The sequence below is a fragment of the Streptomyces sp. SID8352 genome (assembly GCF_009862265.1).
GTDB lineage: Bacteria > Actinomycetota > Actinomycetes > Streptomycetales > Streptomycetaceae > Streptomyces.
The window spans coordinates 1-3300 of the sequence record NZ_WWGX01000035.1; the positions used below are offsets into that span (position 1 = coordinate 1).

1 protein-coding gene is annotated in these 3300 nt (G+C 73.0%); it reads right to left on the bottom strand.

Features of this window, described 5'->3' with window-relative positions:
* On the bottom strand, positions 1 to 1422 hold a 1422-nt coding region (locus GTY84_RS34605; RefSeq protein ID WP_161226093.1), incomplete at its 3' end, for a sigma-70 family RNA polymerase sigma factor.
* Positions 1423 to 3300 lie beyond the last annotated feature (1878 nt).

Below are 3300 nucleotides of genomic sequence, written 5' to 3' on the forward strand. Positions count from 1 at the left end.
GGTGTGTGTGGTGGTGAGGGCGAGGGCTATGGAGCTTGCGGCGATGGCGGTGGCGGTGATGCCGGCGGTGGTGAGGGTTCGGGGGTTTTTCCAGGGGATTCTGGTTTGGGGTATGGATACCGGGGTTGGTGCTGGTGGGGTTGTTGCGGGGGCGGGGGCGGGGGCGGGGGCGGGGGCGGGGGTTGGGGGTGTTGTGCCGGCGGCTGTGCCGGTGCCGGTGCCGGTGCCTGTCCCGGTGGTTGTGCCTGTGCTGGCGGCTGTGCCGATGTCTGTCCCGGTTCCGGTACCGGGGCCGGTGTTGATGTCTGTTCCGGTTCCGGTAGTTGTGCCTGCCTCGGTGCCTGCGGTGGTGCTGGTGTCCGTGCCGGTGCCGGTGCCGGCGGCTGTGCCTGTGCCGGTGTCCGTGCTGGTTCCGGCGGCTGTGCCGGTTCCGGTGTCCGTGCTGATGCCTGTGCCGGTGTCTGTCTCGGTGCCGGTGCCGGTGCCGGTGCCGGTGCTGGTGGTTGTGTCGGTGTTGGTGTCTGGGGGTGTGCTGCTGTCTGTGCTGCTGTTGTCGCCGTTGCCGCTGTTGTTGCCGCTGTCGCTGTCGCTGTTGTTGTTGTTGCCGTTGGTGGTGGTGTGGAGGAGGTAGGCGGTGGCGGTGGTGCCGAGGTAGATGGGGGGGATGGTGGTGCGGATGGTTGTGGTGAGGTCGGTGAGTTCGTGGTGGAGGGCGGTGCAGGTGGGGCAGTTGGTGAGGTGTTCGCGGATCTGGGTGTTCTGGGCGGGGGTGAGTTTGCCGCGGGTGTAGGCGCCGAGGCGGGTGGCGTGTCTGCGGCAGGTGTGGTTGCCGGTGGTGGTGATGTGGGCCTGGAGGTAGGCGGTGCGCAGGCCTTCGCGGGCGCGGTAGGCGAGGGCGGAGACGCTGTTGGGGCGCAGGCCGAGGAGGGGGGCGATGCTGGCGGGTGGTTCGCCTTCGACTTCGGTGTGCCAGAGGACGGCCTGCCAGCGTTCGGGCAGGGAGCGGAAGGCTTCGGTGACGGCCTGGTGGTCGAAGGCTTCGGTGGCGGGGTCGCGGGCGGGTTCGGGGGTGTCGTGGGTGTCCCAGGTGTCGGTGAGGATGGTGCGGCGTTGCTGGCGGGTGACGCGGAACGCGCAGTGGCGGACGGTGCGGACGAGGTAGCCGCGGAAGAATTCGGTGGGGCCGGAGCCTTTGCGTATGGCGGCGAGGACGTTGGCGAACGCCTCGGCGACCAGGTCGTCGACGTCCGCTTCGCGGGTGGCGTACTGGCGGGCGCACAGGGCGGCGGCCCTGCGGTGGCGTGCGTACAGCGTTTCGTAGGCGGTGCTGTCGCCCTCGCGGGTGGCGGTGATGAGCCGGGCGTCGCTGGGCTCTTCGGGTGTTTCGGGCTCCGGCGGGGGGAACGCGGTGTTGTCGCTCATGAATCCTCTACCGCGGCGGTACGGCCCTGGCCGGCCGGACACGGCGCTTACTGACGGTTACCAGTGCGCAACACATTAGATAGAGGGACAGTTGACACGTCAACAGATGTAACCAGGTACATACCTGCAAGTGATGAGATGGCGTGCGCCGCCGCCTATACCCGGAAATGATGTCATCCCAGGTGCCGGCGGGTCTCTGACCCGGTGTTTCTTCCTTTCATGGCGGGGGGTGGTGTGTCGACCGTGTCATAGATCACGTCGATCGGGCCGTTCTGTCGCGTCATGGTTCGGGGGCCGGTGTCTCGGGACGGTGCCCGGTCAGCCGGCCGGGTGTGTCGCAGGAGAAGGAAGCCGCGGTTGAAGAGCGAACGCGCACGGGCGCCTGTCAATTCGGTCCTGCCCCCGGAGGAGTTCCCGTTCCCGCTGGAACAGGTGGGGGACGTGTCGTTCAAGGAGCCCGGCCCGCCCGCCGGCCCCGCCCCCGCCACGGGTCCCGCCACGGGTTCCCCTGCGGGTCCCGTCACGGGTCCTGCTGCGGGTCCCGCCACGGGTTCCCCTGCGGGTCCCGCCACGGGTCCCGTCACGGGTCCTGCTGCGGGTTCCCCCACGGGTCCCGTCACGGGTTCTGGTGTGGGTTCCGGTTCTGTTGCGGGGCCTGTGCCGGGGCGGGGTCCGGCCGGGGGCGGTGCTGAGGGCCCGTCACCGGCCGTGCGGGCCGGGGACCGGTCCGCCCCGTACGGTCCGCGTGTTGCGGGTCCGGGTGCCCGGGGCCCGGAGGGTGTCCCGCGTGTTCCGGGGGCGGGCACTCGCGTCCCGGACGGCTCCCGCGCCCCGGGAGCAGGGGCGGCAGGCCCGGGGGGAGGCCCTGACGGTCAGGGAGGCCCGGAGGGCGGCTCCCCCGGTCCGCACGGCCTGTCCGGCCCTGACGGCCCTGACGGCCCGAGCGGTCCGGGTGGTCCGGCGGCTGTCCGGCGGGGTTCTGACGGCCTGTCCGGTCCGGCGGGTGACTCGTGTCCACCGGTCCCGCAGGGCGGGCCGCAGGGCCCGTACGGCCCGGAGGGCGGCCCGTACGGGCCGGGTGTCCGGGTGGGCGGCCCGCAGGGGTCCCGTGCCCGGGAAGGGCGTCCGGACGGCGCGTACGGCCCGGAAGGGCGTCCGGAGGGTCTGCCCGGTCCGCAGGAGGGCCCGTACCCGCACGTCCCGCAGGGCGGTCAGGAGGGCGGTCCGCGGGGTCCGCGTGAGCCTGGTGGCCAGGAGAGCGGTCCGGCGGGGTCCCGTGCCCGGGAAGGGAGTCCGTACGGTCCGCGTGGCCCGGAGGCCGGTCCGCGGAGCGGTGTGCCGGCTGCTGGAGGTCTGCCCGGCGGGTTCGGCCCGGGTGGTCCGGGAGGCGCCCCGCTCAGCCCGGGCGATCCGGGTGGTCCGCAGGGTTCTGGCGGTCTGTCCGGTCCGCAGGAGGGCCCGTACCGGCATGTCCCGGGAGGCGGTCCGCAGGGTCCGGGTGAGCCGGGGAGCGGCCCGCAGGGGTCTCATGCCCGGGAAGCGAGTCCGGACGGTCCGCGTGGCCCGGAAGGTGGCCCGGAGGCCGGTCCGCGGAGCGGTGTGCCGGCTGCTGGAGGTCCCCACGGAGAGTTCGGCCCGGAAGGTGGCCCGGAGGACGGTGTGCTGCCTGCTGGAGGTCCGCACGGCGGGTTCGGCCCGGAAGGTCCGGGAGGCACCCCGCTCAGCCCGGGCGATCCGGGTGGCCCGGGTGGTCCGCAGGGTTCTGGCGGTCTGTCCGGTCCGCAGGACGGCCCGTACCCGCATGTCCCGGGAGGCGGGCCGCAGGGTCCGCGTGCCCCGGAGAGCGGCCCGCAGGGGGAAGGGAGTCCGGACGGTCCG